We start from the raw sequence: 13,970 nt of genomic DNA on the forward strand, positions 1-13,970 counted from the left end.
CGGGTGACAGAACTATTCAAATGATTGTTGCATTTTGGTTTTCTGTGTCGAGCAATGACGAGGTTAACTTATCGAAAATTCCTCAATCATGTTGGATCATTTGGACCAGAGAAGGACACTTTGGGCATGGATGGGCGGTTGAGTGGACAGATTGCAGTGAGGGCAGGCACATCTGCCGTGTGACAGCCCTTCAGCAGGTGTGTCTTGAGTCCGCTCGTCTTCAAGTACGCTCACCAGGATCACCGAACAGCAAGGGTGCTCAGGATGGCGAGAGACCCAGCCGATCAAGAGGCGTGGATGATCGAGCAATGACCCGCTGAAAACAAGCCGTTAACCAGACAGACAGCTGAAAAAAGAGCATGCTGGGATCACATGCTGCAAACAGCCTTGAGAGCAATCAGCGTGATCATCGTCGTAGTCAGCGCCCTGCTCGCGGGGGTGTTGGTAGCAGAAGCCTCTGATAACGAAGGCGAGCAAAGCGAACTCAGCGAAATTCGAGAGCAGGAATGCACCAACAACGAATCGGATGCCTGGGGTGCTTCCTCACCCCAGCAGCTTCAAAACGATGGCTGCCAACAGTGACAGTGCTCGCAAAAACCATCAACCGTGCACCTACCAACGCAGAGCAGTGTGGAGAACAAGCAAAATCTTCCACCTCTCTACCGCTTTGAGCTATGGATCCCACGCTCAATTCCGATAAGTTGTCCGAAGAAATCGGGATTCGATGAACAAACTCGATCTTGAAGTCGTGAACGTGCTTTTTTTTCAACAGATGCTTGACGCTGTTGAACAGGAGCGATGGGATGAAGCAGCAATGGCTCTTTACAAGCTGTACGCCATTGAAGAGGGAGAACGCTTTAATGATCTACATGACCATTCAGTTGAACTAAATAATGCTTTGAAGGCAACAGCCGCTTAAAAATAGCGGAATTTTTGATTGAAACTATTATCAGTGTGCGACTAGGTAGTATCTGATATGGTCTTTGTCATAAACGTTCTCGGGTCACGCTGAAAAAGTTGAGCTTGAGCGAGACTGAAGTCACTGGCAGAATTGCGATTTGAGGATTTTGCAGAACATCTACGAACGAGTATTTCACGCTCTAATAGTACTAGCTGACTTTGATCATCGATCGGTCAGTGTAGGGTCCTCATTGCAGAACACACTTCGAGTAGATACTCAGATCTCAGCGCTTTTGCATCCTGGATCCGCTGCTCAAGAGCTGATTGTCTCAGTCGCGCATCAAAGCGTCAACGCAGGAGAATGGTGTAATCAGGAATGTTAAAACGATCATCTGATGGCAAGTTAGCCTCGTAAGGGATCGTCACGAGATAGACACTGTGAGATGAGACGCTGAGCAAAAAGTGGTCAACATCGCATGCTACAACCACTGATCTAAACCTCTTCAATTCACTGTTCGTCATAGGAGGCTAAAACGTGGATGAATGGACTCTCAGCCAACAGATAAGCCGATGGATCCGAACACCAGGAGTATTGAAACGGTTGAAGTAAATCTATTTCTAATGGCAAGCGCTTTTGACGACACCTAAGTAAAAAACGACTCAAAAGCAGCCAAGGCCAAGGTGCTGTTTAAAGCGACTGATGGATGGAGTAAAAGATATCGATCAAATTACACGACCATCAGTCAACCGAACACACAAAACATTTAACAACTATGAATCGTGCTGGTGCAGCTTATGAAGCCTTTCAACAATTGTTTTTTGCAATCGATCTTTTTTTGAAGACAACCAAGTACTGACGTTAGCTTTTTCGTCAGAAGTGAGATTCATTTTTTGCACATAATCCTTGGTTGCATCCCAGACGAGCGCTCCAAACTCCTTGGAATGCTTCAGCCTTTCAGCGACGCCTCCATGAAGATCATCTTCATCCAAGAGAGGATGAGTTTCCACAATCGCTGTCACATCAACGGTTTGGGGATCTGAATTCTCCGACATTGAACTTGCTTACAACCACCCAATGCATAGCAAACTCAGCAGCTGTCTGCACATGGGAAAGGATCGAAGCCTATTAACTTGACAAAACGACAAAGACGCGAATGAAGTCAACCTGCGCTATCGGGCAATTGGAATGATTGCGGTCATGCTGCTGGACCATATTCAGAAAGTTCAGCAGCTGTAGGGCTCATGGCCTTGGCCAGCACCAGCAGGTCAGTCGCAAGACCATGTTCACCCTCACGCAGGAGCAGTTGCCTCAGACAAATCACGTCGCCATAATCAGCAGCGGCTGTGCCGTTGATCAGACCACGGGCCGTACCACGTGCAACAGCCAGTTGAAGCGTCATGCTCATAATTCCAGACTGGTCGAGGCTCAGGAGTTAGTGGCTGTAACCCCCTACAAAGCTCCTGAATTCAGGATTTTTCCACAAAGCAACCAGCGAAGACGAGAGGACTCCTGGACCTCAGCGAAGATCTGTTGCTGTAACTGAGGTGGTCTAAGCAAGCCAAGACTTCCTCTGAATCCTTCATCGGACCTCAAACTGACCTCAACAACCCTTTCAAAGCATTACCGAGGAGGCTAGGACATCAGGTGAAAAGCAGGTTTTTGAACACATCCGCTGCAGAAGCCTGTGATCAAAAGCGAATGTCTCAGCAGGTCATCGGTGGGGACGCACAACCAGAGGAGAAGGCGACAAAGGCTAACGACAGAGGAAATCAGAACCAATCAAGCGATGAAGAGCATGGCAAGCCGCAAAACGGTACTGCTCATGAGGCAAGGCCATAGGAATCTCAGGTTAAAAGCGACTGACCTGTGCCTTCAGATACGGGCATTGATCATTCCTTTGCGGTTTAGAGATCAACAACAGGCCAACCTCCATCAGCAGACATCCACAAACAGCATGAAGACTTGGACATGTGCAAAGAGAGTCGAGCTGCGGTCTAAGACAGAGAACAGAGACGGTCCAGATCCGGCGAGAAAAATGTCTCAGGATACTTTCTTCCAGATCACAACAGCTTTCAATCCACAGCAGCAGTCTCCAGTCGGCGAAAATTGAGAGATGAAAAATGAAATCAGAGTCATCTCAGCCTTCCTGATCGTGAACTCCATGATCATTTCAAGCGTTGTGCTTCTCTATATGAAAGGGGGAATGAAATTTGAGAAGGTCATAGGTCACCTATTGAACTGAGGATGGCCCCAAAGCCAGAACCACCCGATTTAGAGTAAATGTATTGCGAATAAAGCAGTATCACAGAGAAAAGAGTTCAAACATCAACAACATAAACCTGCAAAGCATGGAAAACTTTGAAGCATGCGCAAATGATGCTCACATGATCGAAAAGATATCGCATGGATTAACTTCAAACACTGACTGTTCTTCACGAAGACCATTTGTCTAATAATGGACAGGCCCTCCAAGCATTATGTGTTATGCGAATTGCAATTTCATTGATCAAAACATCTTGAAATTAAGCTCCTGCCATATCAAGGCATGAAAGATATTAAGAACAAAGGTCGGCAGCCAAAAATTAGATACATTTGCATTCGTGTTAGCCAGACCTTAGTACAAATTGGCATCAACGTAGTTGACGGAAAGAAATTAACATACCCAAAATCCACCTTGAGAAAGCTTGGACACATCAATTTCACACTTGAGAGAGCAAATCATGCACTACGATATATTCTTGCTCATCCTTACATAATAATGCTTGACTAAGCACTGACGGTTAAGCCTGTTCGTAACCTTCATGGAAAGGATTGAATTGATCGATTTGGTCAAAATACTGGTCCGTCAACTCAATAGCAACAAAACCTTCTGGAAAAACATCTTGCCAGTTATCTTTCAGATATTCAAACCTCTGCCTGGCATCCTGAAGCGTTGAATGGTCACTATCAAGACGCTCCTCGCCCTTAATCCAGAAAAGAATAAGATACTGATTGGACTGTACAGTCATACGATTTAAAAGTGCTTTTTAAAAAAGTAGGTGTTGCCGTTGAATACAGTCTTATCAAAGTCAAACTGAATCATCTCCTGCCAGAGCTGTTCGGGACTTCGCTGCTTCAACAACTTTCTAGGCAGGCAGCCCTTAGCAAGAGCACACCAGTCTTTGACGAATTGTTCCAAGACGACACCTTCATCACCCTCGTACTCAGCAAAAAATGAGTCTAAAAATTGCTTCGCAGTACTAATATCGTAGCTTGAAAGAATGACAAGAAAACCATCAATATCATTTTGATCAACTACAAAACAAGTCTTTTTACAGATTATGTCAACAAGATCCTGCACGATCAAGCTTTTTGATTGGTACCAGTTTGACATGTCAGCCATCACACCAGCTGATAATTTTGAGGTCTTCATCGCCTTCCTGGAGTAGCTCGACAGAAACATCATTAAACCAAGCAACGAATTCCAATGAGTAACATTCGCCATGAGGCGTTTTTGTATACGTGCCGCTGGAAAAATCCAATCCATCCTTTGTTATAGAAAAGGCTTCAGCATGGTGAATATAAATTGCATAAGCAAATTTTCTCAAACATTCTGCTCGATCATGATCATTTAAACCACAGTCATTGATCCAGAGTTCAAGGTTGTCATCAGAAACCATTCGCAACTTGTATTTGTCGACCATCCTAGCCGAGATAAAAAACAATCCTGAGTGCTGATGATCATACCAGTAAAACCCACTTTCATATCTCGAATAATCCTTGGCGTGCTCAATCAGGTCGTCCTTGATGGAATAGAACTTTTCTTCCCATCCTCGATTGTCTTGTGGCTGTCTGCTTTGCATCTGATCAGACTAATTGATAAAGAAATAAAAACAAGCTGTCTGATTCTTCTCTATCCAGAGAAGCTCTTTGGATCAATGCCGTGACAGTGAACAGCAAGTAGCTGCCTGCGACTCCCCATGTCCTGGACTAGCGCATCATGAGTATCAATCCAACCCTAGAAATCGTGAAGGAAGTTCTTCATGAATATTACAGGCGATTCAACCAACCCTCACTAATCCAAAGGATCGGCCTGTAGATCTGGTTTTGTAGCGGATCGAAAACATTTACTTGTGGTCAATCACATCAAGCCACATCAGAACATGGGTTGCTTAAAGATGATGCAAGATCAGGCAGTAAAAGAGCAAGCAACTCCAGTGATCACGACAGTCAGGCTATTCCAGTAGCGACACGGTTACCAGTACAGAGTTCATGCTGATCAGGACATCAAGCAAAAACAGTCGGAACAGCCATTAGTCCAGGTGGTGAAGCCTTGCAAGAATGGAATCACTCAGTGCATCACCACGCCCGCTGAAATCGATTTCCAGAACTGATGAACGGGTCAAATCACTTATTGCGATGGGGCTAATGCTCATAAGCCAGCTCGTCAATCTCTGCGAGTCAGCTCTCGTCTTCGTCAATTTCGTCAAAGACAACGCATCGATGGGGGTTGTCCGACGCAAAACGGATCGACATCTGTTGGATATTCTGCGTTTCGTCTGGCAGGCCTCGATATGAGATTCCCTTGGTGATGGACCCCAATGTCAAGGTATCGGGTGTTCTCTTGAGATCAGTGCAATGTGCAGAGAGGTTCGTAATGGCCGCTGCCTCAGAATCTGCTTTGACTTTCCAGAGGACGTCGACTTCAACAGGGGTTGTGATCAGGTAAGTAGGGCTCATTAAGCTCCGACAGACCTATGAATTGTGCATCGCTGCTATTGCGTTGTCAGGTGACTGTTGCTGCTGCAGCATGCAAATCCCTCACCTAGAGCAAGGACGCATCGGATGCATGACGCCATGGATGCTGTCTTGATGACAACAAAGTAATCAGCTGAAAAGCCCTGACCGATTGAGGTTGACAGAAAGTGGGACACAGAATCCCGCTGAGTCAATAACTGACGTTACACACCATCGAGCAGCGTCAGTCTCAAAATTGAGAAAAGCGGCTATACACCAACTTGAGCGGCTGATTGGCGAGCGGTACTCACACAGGCGCCGAAAATGAAGGTTAAGCGCTGTGATCCCAGATGGCGCTGCGTAAAAGTGCTGGCTGCTGAGTCGAGCTGCCAGCAGCATTGAGCCTGTAACCACAATCACAGAGATCAGTAAGGCCGGTCATCTGTTCAGACGTTGAACGGAAAATGATGTGTGCATCGAGAGGTACCAGACCTCCAACGATTGCAGATTGATGCCTCAAGAGACGGACATCGGCGGTACCGCCTTCTTTTCTCTGCCTCAAAGGGAGAGCTTCGGAAATTTTGAAGCACAGCAGACCCATGGCCACGAGGCTGCTCTCACGGGGATCTGATCGGTCTGAGAACAAGGCAAGGGGGCGAGGCATTCATAGGTGCAGCGAGGTCCGATGTCTTGAACATTCATCGCTAACGAGTGTTCATTCCAGCACCTTTGTTGATGAGACCGATTGGGCTGCAGGTAAATTGCTTGAAGCTATCCAATCCGTCGACGCCACACTGGTCCTGCTGAAAGAATCTGTATGAAATTAATAACAGAGTAGTCCTTCCAGCTTGAGCAAGTAGTCAAGAGAAAGCCAAGATCTTACTTCTTAAATAGAACAACTAGTAACGAAACAACGCTGAGAACTATCACGCCATAAAGCCAGGTTTTACTACTGTATTTATTATTGAAGTTGAGGACCCAGTCAGGAACACCGTCGATGACAAAGAGGATGGTTAGACCAAGAAACAGAACAATGGGAACACCTAAAGCAATTAAAAGATCCATAAAGTAAATCAACTCGTATACACTATAACCTGCACCTCATCGTTGAGTGTTTTGATATTCAGGCAAATATTCTGCTGTTAAATCTCATGACTGAAGAGAGAGGAACAAAACAATATGCCCACAAGGATCAACCTTTGAACCCCCACAAAGGCAACGACGGTATTGGTCTATGGATTTTTCATCAATACTTCAATGCAGTTGATGACATCTCGAATCTGAGGCAACCGTCCTCACCGGCTCAAGAGCATGAGAGAACCTTTCTGTAAATTTTGGGTGGATATCCAACTCGGAAGCTAGGGCGACCATCTGAGCTGATTGAAATCACGACGCATCATCTGAGGCTGAAGAGACAAAGGCAAGGGAAAAGTCAAAGAGTCAAACGCAACCGATAGCTCCTACAATGCTTTTGTTCTAAATATTTTATACTATACTTTAAGCAAAATCTTTAAAAACTGCACATCAGCAACTGAAAATTATTTAAAAATAGCAAAAACGACTGGACCAGTGAAGCTGATTTTCACCCTGTCAGTCCATTCTCCTCTGATTGCCTGTTCCAACAAGAGTGAACATGAATCTCCGCGGATACCTGTATAATCACGTAACATGAGAGAGCGCTGTTGTAGACAATGACCAGAAAACTCAGACAAGAATAACTACACCAATTTCACAATGACGGCAGAACCCCTTTATTTCGAAACTCCGAAACGAAAGCTGAAGGATCTAATCGTTCCTAAATTCTGCCCATTCACTCTTCTCCCTCTACTTCGAAGCGATGCAGCTCACTCGTGATTATGTAGATAAAGCCATTCATTTGCTTGAAGTTGGAGCAATCGATGAATTTTTAGCCAATTATGTGGCGGAAAATGTTCAATGGGTGATTACAGGCTCAAGCGTCCTTGGTGGCATTTATTCGTCGAGGACTCACTTTATCAATACTGCGATATCAAGGTTAAAATCCTCTTTGGATGGCGATATTCAATGGATAGTAAAAAATGTCATCATTGATGGTTCCGTTGCTGTACTGGAAATGACATCAAAGGCTGTTTCCAAACAAGGGCAACCTTACAATAATCAGTACGTTTGGATATTAGAGTTTAATGGCATAGTGTTTGACAAAGTCCGAGTATATTTTGATGATGTTTTAGTGAATAAGATTATCAAGTAACTTGCACTTGAAACATCAACATCTCCGCCAACATCATGCTTGCGACTGTATGGTTGAGCACCAAAGCTCTTCAATCGATGTTTTGATCGAAATTAGAAAAAAGCATTTTATGAAACCGAACAACTCAAGGATTCAAGGATTTGATCTTCAATGGCCAACATATAATCAGAACACGTGTACTGATATACAGGCCGCTCATGAGTCATTGCAACAGCCTATATATGAAAAAATAGTCTCAACGAAGGCAAGGAAAACGTAAATCATAGTTAAGGAAGAAAAGGTCGTTTTAAAGAACATTTTTTTAAGACTATAGACCTGGAAGGGGACGACAATGCCTCAGAAGCGCAACTGAATTGCAAAACCTGCGGGTGCTCCATAGACGTTTCCATACCTGACTCCATAGACAGGAATCACACGTGGAGAACGATTGAACTCACGTTGATATGCACGCCGACCGTACCTGTCGTTACGATTGTCGCGGCGAATTTCCCTGCGTAGCTGCCTCACTTTCATTTCATGTCGTATTTTATTTTCATAGCTTCTCGCTTCACTAGCTGGGGCTAGAGCACCTGTTGTAGCTCCAATAAGACCAAGGCAAAGAACTGCTTTGATTACTTTGGTGGCATTACTAAAGATCGTCATGGCTGAGGAGTAAATGTTTGGGGTCTTGCCCCCTTGACTTCTTCAAGATCACAGCCTTTCTGGTGAACCCCACTGCACAGCTCTGGTGAAGCACCCAAAAGTTTCTGGTGAGCCTCTGGTGAGAGGCTCAAATGCCTCTCCCAGGCTTCAATCAGCACACGAGGAAGCCGTTGATGCCGAGGCAGCCGGGTCCCCCAGAAACCACCGTTTCTAAGAAGCGGGGTTAAACGCGCTCAATCTTGGTATTTGCTGACTGAGGTGTTGATCGTCAACCATGTAGATCATTCCTGTTGTGGGCTCTCCGACCTACCGTCATGCTTCGATGCCCATAACCACATCAAATCAATCGCCCATGAAAGGCTGATCAATTAATACTGACACTGGCAAAGCGAAAGCAACGGTGTGTGGAATTCGCAGCTTTCAGATTAAAATAGATTTCAAAAAGACATTAAAAGCAAGACTAAAGGCAGTACTTCTATAAGTTGCAGCTTAGATATTACTTTTAAGAATTGAAATACACTGATTTCGAAAAATCAATATCCTGGGCCGCCAGCGAAGTTTTCAATCAAACAGATCAACACTTATGGAATCCTATCCTGGAGATGGCAAGCAAAATCAAGCTTGATGAAACCTGCAAAACAAACGAATGCTTGCTTGAATTTCATCATGAGGATCACTTATCACTAGATGTATCTTTTGGCATTTTGTCGCCAGCGGCACGTTTACCTGCTGAGTTTATGCCAACCTGGTGGGACTTATATGTTGAGCGTTGTGATCAACTCGTACCATCCCAATCTTTTTTCGAAACCATTGACACCAATAATGCTAGTCCCAAATATAAAAAGCGAAACACTTCATTTAGTTGTGCTTTGCCTGATTATCATTATCTCGAATTTGACTTTTTAGAAAATTCAATTCGTCTGGGTGGCGTGTTTCAGAGACTGGACAGCCTAAAGAATGAGGTGCCTCCACAAATGTTGAACGAAATCCTTGATTATTGTCTTATTTTACAAGAGAAGGATAATCGAACGAGTGAGTGTGAGCAAATGTTGAAGGATATCTTTGAGTGTCTTGGCTGTCCATTTTGGATTGGCCTCATGATTGGACGAGGGGACATGATCAAACTCGTTTTTAAATCTTCTGTATCACTTGAAAATATACAACCTAGTTTTTGGCAGTGGTTTTCATCAGACTTTCAGGTTTCATTTAGAAATGCCATAAAATGTCTTTCTGCTCTTGAACAAACTGGTGTACGATGCTGCCTTGATTTATGCTTATCAAAGCCGTCAAACCACCCAAGACTTTGTTTTGAGATCTTCCCGGCTAACCACGTTAAAGAGTCAACGAGTTGGTCTGTTTTGAACTCACTGCAGAGTTGCTTCAACTTAAAAGAGGACTTAATACTGCAGATATGCAATTTATACAATGATCTGCCGCGAGGAGTCAAAAAAACTCCATTTAGTCATATCTTCCCATGTCCACAATTGCCTTACAATACGATTGCAGCTATCTTTAGTCATTACAAAATTTGCCTTGAGAAAGATAAGCCAGTACAGCTAAAAACTTATGCCCATGTTGTTGCAGAGTTGTAGGATCGCGCATTAGTGAGACACCTTTTTCGTTCACACAATTCAAAAGCGAAAAATCTGCCTTTTGAATATTTCAAGGCTTTTCTTATGTTAAATGATGAAGCTTGTGACAGCTGTTTTTCAACGCCTGGATTGAATGATCCAATAAAGAGCGTCAAAATCAAAACAACCTCTGGGTAAAGTCAAGGAAATCGAAGTTTGATCGGATCAGGCTAAAAAGCAGCCTGATGTAGCATTAAAGTGCAAGAAAAAGCTCTGAACACCTTTCAAATCTTCAAGTTCAGTTTACCGAGCAAGGCAATATGACGAGCAGTCGCTTGATTCCAATGCTTTTTAACAATCCCAATCAATTAACCAGGTAATATTACTGCTTGTATTTTTTCCTGAAGATTGATGTGGCCATGTAGGTTTTTATGATACTCTAAGATGTCGCAGAAACACGTAATACGTCAATGGCCTTGACATTTAGTTCCAATCTGGAGCTGCAGCTGTTCCTGGCCCGTACCCCCAGCAGGTGTTCATCCAGCATCCACCCGCTACATGCTCTAACTCCTCTTTACTAAGTTTACTGAGTTTCTCCGAAGTAAATTCGCAGCCATATTCTTTAGCGAGACACACGACTTCTTCAGCAGACTTAGCTGTTTTGAGCTTTTCTTGAAGGTGTGTATCGCCTTTAGCTTTGGCAAGGAAAAACTCGAGTTGTTCATTGGACATTGGTGTTTTGCGAGTCATCTCAAAATACCCATAAAGAGAATACAAGCCAATCCTTCGATTAGGGGATATTTAGCGGCGCTTGGCTGGCCCTCAATGCTGCATCTGAAGGATTGAAACTGAACCGGGTGGTAACTAGCTTGAAGGAGCACCAAGCAAGACCGATGAAAGACAAAACAGCCAACAAGGACACCGATGCAAATCAGAACAGACTCAGCGAAAACGAGCTGAAAACCGTTCAATGCGGCATGACCTGGAATCAGTTCGTTAGTAATCAGGACAACCTTGGACTGGAGGAAGCGGCCACAGCACATGACCAAGGAGTTTGGAGAGGGCCTTAGTCCCTCCACGAAACCAGGCACTAGGGCTCTGGCTGTCGCTCATGGAACCGAAGCTAACCAAGCCTGTCACGCCTGAATACAAACAGAAGAACTGATGCCGTGATTGGTGAATAGGTCCAGTTCATCAATACGATCGTTCAGATCGTGCTCCGAACCGACACAAGCCTGGCAGTTGGTGGAGGTGAGTGAGTGATTGCTGGAAGACGCATCGATAGGCACAAACTCAGTCACCCTTGACCTGTTGCCAAAAACCCCTGACTTGGCTGCAGACTCCAAAAGGTTCATGGAATTTTTATGGATCAGAGTCAGGACGCCCCTGCATGGAAACGACAAACAACATCGATACGAAACAAGAGCTCTAAAAATTGATGTGGAGCGAAATCGGAGTGTCAATCACCTCCCCACCGACGCCTGTAGCAACCTGGGACGAGAGCAAGTCGGACAAGAAACTGATGTGCTGCTAAACGAACAGGGACCAGCTTCATTGCGAAAGAAGGTCAACTGATATGAGCAACGAACATCATCAAAGTGACAGACGCCCACACAAAGCGGATCATGACAGACTTCATCCGAAGCATCATGACAAGCAACAGCTCAAACAGGGCAGTTCAGAAAAACAAGAGAGTCAACCCAACGGTAAAAGTCGTGATCATTCGCACAATGGTGACACATTTCCGAACGAAGAAAGGCGAGTTGATTCAGAACAGTGATCAGCTCATCTTGAGCGACAAACTCAATCGCGGATGTTAAGGCGTTCGTCTCCAATTTTTCAGAGCACTGGATCTTGGTCCAAGATTGTTAACGGCTTGTTGGTCATGGCCAAGGACTCATTGAAAAGGGTCATTGCGCCATCTACAAGGGCATCCGCGATCATGCATGGAACCCAGAGTCAGAGCAGCCATCCATTCCGGATCTAGGCTCTGGGCACTGGGCACTGGGCACTGGGCACTGGGAATTGAATACTGGGCACGACTGGAGACAGGACCCACCAACAGGATGTGTTTTGGTATCTGTGAAGGGGCATCAGTCGAAGGGTTTCAGTGTTCATCAATCAGCCACGGAGTTCATCATTTAGGGAGCAAGGATTGCAGGGTGGAATCGAAGCTGCTTTCAAGGCATTGCACAATGAAATACTTGAACAATTGAACAGAATATTGAGCCATCACATTCATCGACGGGACTTTGGCTTACTCCCAAACAGGTAGCTGAACAATCACATCTACGAATAAAGTTTGTCAACATCCACCACATCAACAACAGTCACCAGTCATTCAGGCTGATCATGGGGGCTGAAAGATGATGATTTACACGTCAGAACGTTGAAGACTGATGGCAAAAAGCACGAAATCGAAACCTTGATCACTTGAAAGCAATGATTTTGAGTAGCATTCGTTCTGCGGATTGAATTCATGCATAGAATCAACCATAGTAATACACATTGCATGGATCCATCGGGAAACGTTGCGGTGCAAACACATGAATAAAGAGTTAATCACTGGCAGTAGCAATCCTCAGCTCAAGGCCTACTGGCGCACCCGTCTAGGAGTGACCGCTTGGCAACACCCTACGGGAATATTGACCAGCCGTCGCCTTCGAAAGGGCCATGGCCCCTTAACCGTTGTTCATTTCAAACGTCTGAGCCTCAGATCGATGACACGGGCGCTTTGTCATCCCAAGCAACTCAATCGCCTTGAGGTTCTTACATCTCTGGCCTTTATTGTTGGGCCTCTTTTATTTGCTATCGGATCGTTGTGGTCGCTGATAGAGCCAGGAGCAGTAGAGATCAGTTCAGCAACACTTGCAATGGGATCCGTGTTCTTTACAGCAGGGGGCTGGTGGCAACTGAGACAGGCACAAATTGCTGTTGAGAAACTTCCTGCAGAAACAGAAAACTGGCAGTGGTGTGGTCTTCGCTGCGCCTTAACCCAGAGCATGGGAACGGTGTTATTTAACATCAACACCTTCTTTCTCTGGGGTTGGGCTCAGCCAAATGAAATTGGCTGGCTTTTGCTAGCAGTGCTTCCAAATCTTTTGGGATCTATTTTATTTTTAATCTCCGCTGCCGATGGCCTGATTGAGGTTGGCCACGGAAAGCTGCTGGTCTATGAACCAAATCACCTCGGCTGGTGGATCGCGATGGTTAACGGACTGGGCTGCCTATGGTTCATGCAATCTGCGTTAGCGGCTCTTCCAAATCACTTGCCAGAGCAAAGCGTTTTTAATGCAGACATGGCGGCTCGAACAACGTTCCTTGGCTCTCTTGCTTTCGCAGTGGTTGGACTCTTAAGCCTGGCTGAATGTTCAGAAGACGAGATCACCAGCACATAAAAACCTGTTAACGGTGTGATATTGATTTAACGCCCCCAACAATGACCTCTGCCGCAGTCCAACACTATCAATCATACAGATATTCATCTCACTGAGAATGAATGCCATACTCATCATAAAATTCATTACTTGAGCACTGGAATCTTTTGCTGCCGTGATGCTTGCAGAAGCTGAACAAAAGCGAATCAACCTGAGTGACACCCCAATGAGTTGGCGATATTGATCAGCCTCACCGGCTCCCATCAGACACCAGCAGACAACAGACAAGCTCCACTCAACCAACCGCTCCTGAATCGAGAGTGCTGCCTCCATCACGATGAGAAGCCTCCATGCATTCAGAAAGAATCCGGGTCCGAGGGCTGATCACGCCCTCGGAATCTGTGCGGTATCCGGCAATGCTGTGGATCAACCAACAGTCTTCAGTGCGTTGACAACAGACATTGGACCATTGAACAAATCACAGCGGTTCGGGCGCCGTTTGCAGAGTCTTCCGTCCGACAAGCTTTCAGATC

At 45.1% G+C, this 13,970-nt stretch carries 15 protein-coding genes; 7 read left to right on the forward strand and 8 right to left on the reverse strand.

All coding sequences use genetic code 11. The features are described 5' to 3' along the window. The first annotated feature begins 372 nt into the window (after nucleotides 1–372). Both SynBIOSE41_RS10970 and SynBIOSE41_RS10975 read left to right on the forward strand, forming a co-directional pair. Nucleotides 373–582 carry a hypothetical protein gene (locus tag SynBIOSE41_RS10970; protein WP_186537924.1) on the forward strand — a complete coding sequence of 70 codons (210 nt, stop codon included), beginning with the start codon at nucleotides 373–375 and terminating at the stop codon, nucleotides 580–582. Between the two features lie 142 nt (nucleotides 583–724). Continuing rightward, entirely contained in the window at nucleotides 725–919 is a 195-nt protein-coding gene (locus tag SynBIOSE41_RS10975) for a hypothetical protein (protein ID WP_186537925.1), read from the forward strand. Between the two features lie 752 nt (nucleotides 920–1,671). Here SynBIOSE41_RS10975 and SynBIOSE41_RS10980 read toward each other — a convergent pair. The 5 genes from SynBIOSE41_RS10980 to SynBIOSE41_RS11000 all read right to left on the reverse strand — a co-directional run bounded on the left by SynBIOSE41_RS10980 (nucleotide 1,672) and on the right by SynBIOSE41_RS11000 (nucleotide 4,743). After that, nucleotides 1,672–1,953 carry a hypothetical protein gene (locus SynBIOSE41_RS10980; protein ID WP_067325263.1) on the reverse strand — a complete coding sequence of 94 codons (282 nt, stop codon included), beginning with the start codon at nucleotides 1,951–1,953 and terminating at the stop codon, nucleotides 1,672–1,674. A gap of 143 nt (nucleotides 1,954–2,096) precedes the next feature. Further along, nucleotides 2,097–2,300, reverse strand: a complete 204-nt coding sequence (locus SynBIOSE41_RS10985; protein ID WP_255475721.1) for a hypothetical protein — start codon at nucleotides 2,298–2,300, stop codon at nucleotides 2,097–2,099. Nucleotides 2,301–3,681: 1,381 nt separating this feature from the next. After that, nucleotides 3,682–3,909, reverse strand: a complete 228-nt coding sequence (locus tag SynBIOSE41_RS10990; RefSeq protein ID WP_186537927.1) for a hypothetical protein — start codon at nucleotides 3,907–3,909, stop codon at nucleotides 3,682–3,684. A gap of 5 nt (nucleotides 3,910–3,914) precedes the next feature. After that, entirely contained in the window at nucleotides 3,915–4,283 is a 369-nt protein-coding gene (locus SynBIOSE41_RS10995; protein WP_186537928.1) for a hypothetical protein, read from the reverse strand. Further along, nucleotides 4,276–4,743, reverse strand: a complete 468-nt coding sequence (locus SynBIOSE41_RS11000) for a hypothetical protein (protein WP_186537929.1) — start codon at nucleotides 4,741–4,743, stop codon at nucleotides 4,276–4,278. The genes SynBIOSE41_RS10995 and SynBIOSE41_RS11000 overlap by 8 nt, the downstream gene beginning before the upstream one ends. Before the next feature lie 478 nt (nucleotides 4,744–5,221). Here SynBIOSE41_RS11000 and SynBIOSE41_RS11005 point away from each other — a divergent pair, with 478 nt between their 5' ends. Continuing rightward, nucleotides 5,222–5,458: a hypothetical protein gene (locus SynBIOSE41_RS11005; protein ID WP_186537930.1), complete on the forward strand. Its 237-nt coding sequence runs from the start codon at nucleotides 5,222–5,224 to the stop codon at nucleotides 5,456–5,458. Between the two features lie 1,996 nt (nucleotides 5,459–7,454). After that, nucleotides 7,455–7,847 (forward strand): nuclear transport factor 2 family protein, encoded by a 393-nt coding sequence (locus SynBIOSE41_RS11010; RefSeq protein ID WP_186537931.1) that lies wholly within the window; start codon nucleotides 7,455–7,457, stop codon nucleotides 7,845–7,847. 336 nt (nucleotides 7,848–8,183) lie between these two features. On the opposite strand, the gene SynBIOSE41_RS11015 is transcribed toward SynBIOSE41_RS11010, so the two are convergent. Continuing rightward, nucleotides 8,184–8,489: a hypothetical protein gene (locus SynBIOSE41_RS11015; RefSeq protein ID WP_186537932.1), complete on the reverse strand. Its 306-nt coding sequence runs from the start codon at nucleotides 8,487–8,489 to the stop codon at nucleotides 8,184–8,186. Nucleotides 8,490–9,091: 602 nt separating this feature from the next. Here SynBIOSE41_RS11015 and SynBIOSE41_RS11020 point away from each other — a divergent pair. Next, the gene (locus SynBIOSE41_RS11020) at nucleotides 9,092–10,081 is read left to right on the forward strand and encodes a hypothetical protein (protein WP_222930538.1); all 990 of its coding nucleotides are present in this window, start codon (nucleotides 9,092–9,094) and stop codon (nucleotides 10,079–10,081) included. A 462-nt stretch (nucleotides 10,082–10,543) separates the two neighbouring features. Here SynBIOSE41_RS11020 and SynBIOSE41_RS11025 read toward each other — a convergent pair whose 3' ends face one another. Further along, on the reverse strand, nucleotides 10,544–10,792 hold the full coding sequence (locus SynBIOSE41_RS11025; protein WP_186537934.1) for a Nif11-like leader peptide family natural product precursor: 249 nt from the start codon (nucleotides 10,790–10,792) through the stop codon (nucleotides 10,544–10,546). Nucleotides 10,793–10,953: 161 nt separating this feature from the next. Between SynBIOSE41_RS11025 and SynBIOSE41_RS11030 the strand changes: the two genes are divergently transcribed. Next, nucleotides 10,954–11,130 carry a hypothetical protein gene (locus SynBIOSE41_RS11030; protein WP_186537935.1) on the forward strand — a complete coding sequence of 59 codons (177 nt, stop codon included), beginning with the start codon at nucleotides 10,954–10,956 and terminating at the stop codon, nucleotides 11,128–11,130. A 1,650-nt stretch (nucleotides 11,131–12,780) separates the two neighbouring features. Then, nucleotides 12,781–13,458, forward strand: a complete 678-nt coding sequence (locus SynBIOSE41_RS11035; protein WP_255475722.1) for a hypothetical protein — start codon at nucleotides 12,781–12,783, stop codon at nucleotides 13,456–13,458. On the opposite strand, the gene SynBIOSE41_RS11040 is transcribed toward SynBIOSE41_RS11035, so the two are convergent. Further along, nucleotides 13,432–13,770: a hypothetical protein gene (locus SynBIOSE41_RS11040; protein ID WP_186537937.1), complete on the reverse strand. Its 339-nt coding sequence runs from the start codon at nucleotides 13,768–13,770 to the stop codon at nucleotides 13,432–13,434. The two genes, SynBIOSE41_RS11035 and SynBIOSE41_RS11040, sit on opposite strands and share 27 nt — an antisense overlap. Between the last annotated feature and the right edge of the window lie 200 nt (nucleotides 13,771–13,970).

The organism is Synechococcus sp. BIOS-E4-1, assembly GCF_014279995.1.
Classification (GTDB): Bacteria; Cyanobacteriota; Cyanobacteriia; order PCC-6307; family Cyanobiaceae; genus Synechococcus_C.

What these genes read in the sequence shown, in the direction of transcription:
- SynBIOSE41_RS10970 (WP_186537924.1), top strand. Translation starts at nt 373, where the DNA reads ATGCTGCAAACAGCCTTGAGAGCAATCAGCGTGATCATCGTCGTAGTC.
- SynBIOSE41_RS10975 (WP_186537925.1), top strand. Translation starts at nt 725, where the DNA reads ATGAACAAACTCGATCTTGAAGTCGTGAACGTGCTTTTTTTTCAACAG.
- SynBIOSE41_RS10980 (WP_067325263.1), bottom strand. Translation starts at nt 1,953, where the DNA reads ATGTCGGAGAATTCAGATCCCCAAACCGTTGATGTGACAGCGATTGTG.
- SynBIOSE41_RS10985 (WP_255475721.1), bottom strand. Translation starts at nt 2,300, where the DNA reads ATGACGCTTCAACTGGCTGTTGCACGTGGTACGGCCCGTGGTCTGATC.
- SynBIOSE41_RS10990 (WP_186537927.1), bottom strand. Translation starts at nt 3,909, where the DNA reads ATGACTGTACAGTCCAATCAGTATCTTATTCTTTTCTGGATTAAGGGC.
- SynBIOSE41_RS10995 (WP_186537928.1), bottom strand. Translation starts at nt 4,283, where the DNA reads ATGGCTGACATGTCAAACTGGTACCAATCAAAAAGCTTGATCGTGCAG.
- SynBIOSE41_RS11000 (WP_186537929.1), bottom strand. Translation starts at nt 4,743, where the DNA reads ATGCAAAGCAGACAGCCACAAGACAATCGAGGATGGGAAGAAAAGTTC.
- SynBIOSE41_RS11005 (WP_186537930.1), top strand. Translation starts at nt 5,222, where the DNA reads ATGGAATCACTCAGTGCATCACCACGCCCGCTGAAATCGATTTCCAGA.
- SynBIOSE41_RS11010 (WP_186537931.1), top strand. Translation starts at nt 7,455, where the DNA reads ATGCAGCTCACTCGTGATTATGTAGATAAAGCCATTCATTTGCTTGAA.
- SynBIOSE41_RS11015 (WP_186537932.1), bottom strand. Translation starts at nt 8,489, where the DNA reads ATGACGATCTTTAGTAATGCCACCAAAGTAATCAAAGCAGTTCTTTGC.
- SynBIOSE41_RS11020 (WP_222930538.1), top strand. Translation starts at nt 9,092, where the DNA reads ATGGCAAGCAAAATCAAGCTTGATGAAACCTGCAAAACAAACGAATGC.
- SynBIOSE41_RS11025 (WP_186537934.1), bottom strand. Translation starts at nt 10,792, where the DNA reads ATGTCCAATGAACAACTCGAGTTTTTCCTTGCCAAAGCTAAAGGCGAT.
- SynBIOSE41_RS11030 (WP_186537935.1), top strand. Translation starts at nt 10,954, where the DNA reads ATGAAAGACAAAACAGCCAACAAGGACACCGATGCAAATCAGAACAGA.
- SynBIOSE41_RS11035 (WP_255475722.1), top strand. Translation starts at nt 12,781, where the DNA reads ATGACACGGGCGCTTTGTCATCCCAAGCAACTCAATCGCCTTGAGGTT.
- SynBIOSE41_RS11040 (WP_186537937.1), bottom strand. Translation starts at nt 13,770, where the DNA reads ATGGAGGCAGCACTCTCGATTCAGGAGCGGTTGGTTGAGTGGAGCTTG.